The sequence below is a fragment of the Agathobaculum sp. LCP25S3_E8 genome (genome assembly GCF_052117165.1).
Taxonomy (GTDB): Bacteria; Bacillota; Clostridia; order Oscillospirales; family Butyricicoccaceae; genus Agathobaculum.
In genome coordinates, this window is the sequence record NZ_JBQKJR010000189.1 from 1 (window position 1) to 356 (window position 356).

The following is a 356-nucleotide window of genomic DNA, read 5'->3' on the forward strand; positions in this document are numbered from 1 at the left end:
CGGTCACGGTCGTGGTGGTGGAGCCGTCTTCATTCTTCTCCGTTTTGGTGGTGGTGTTGGAGGAAGAACCGCCGCCGGAGTAGGACACCACATAGGGCGTAATGCTTCCGGTCAGATTGTTGTAGTTGTCCCCGTCAGTGGGGGTATAAGTCCAGTTGTAGGCGGTGTTGGCTGTCACAGCGGTGTCGGCGGCAACGTCCCACGCGATGGAGCCACCGGCGGGAGTAATGGTGCCCACGGTCAGTGCCGCGTCCGCCAGGGTCTTGCCGTCGGAGGTGATGGCGGTGTAGGCGGGCGTACCGGTGGGGGTGGCCTTGTTGATGGTCACCTTGATGATATCCTCAACCGTTTCATAG

1 protein-coding gene is annotated in these 356 nt (G+C 60.7%); it reads right to left on the minus strand.

The genetic code is table 11. The features are described from left to right. The coding region (locus ACTQ34_RS18210; protein WP_441365001.1) for a hypothetical protein at positions 1–356 on the minus strand (356 nt) is incomplete at both ends.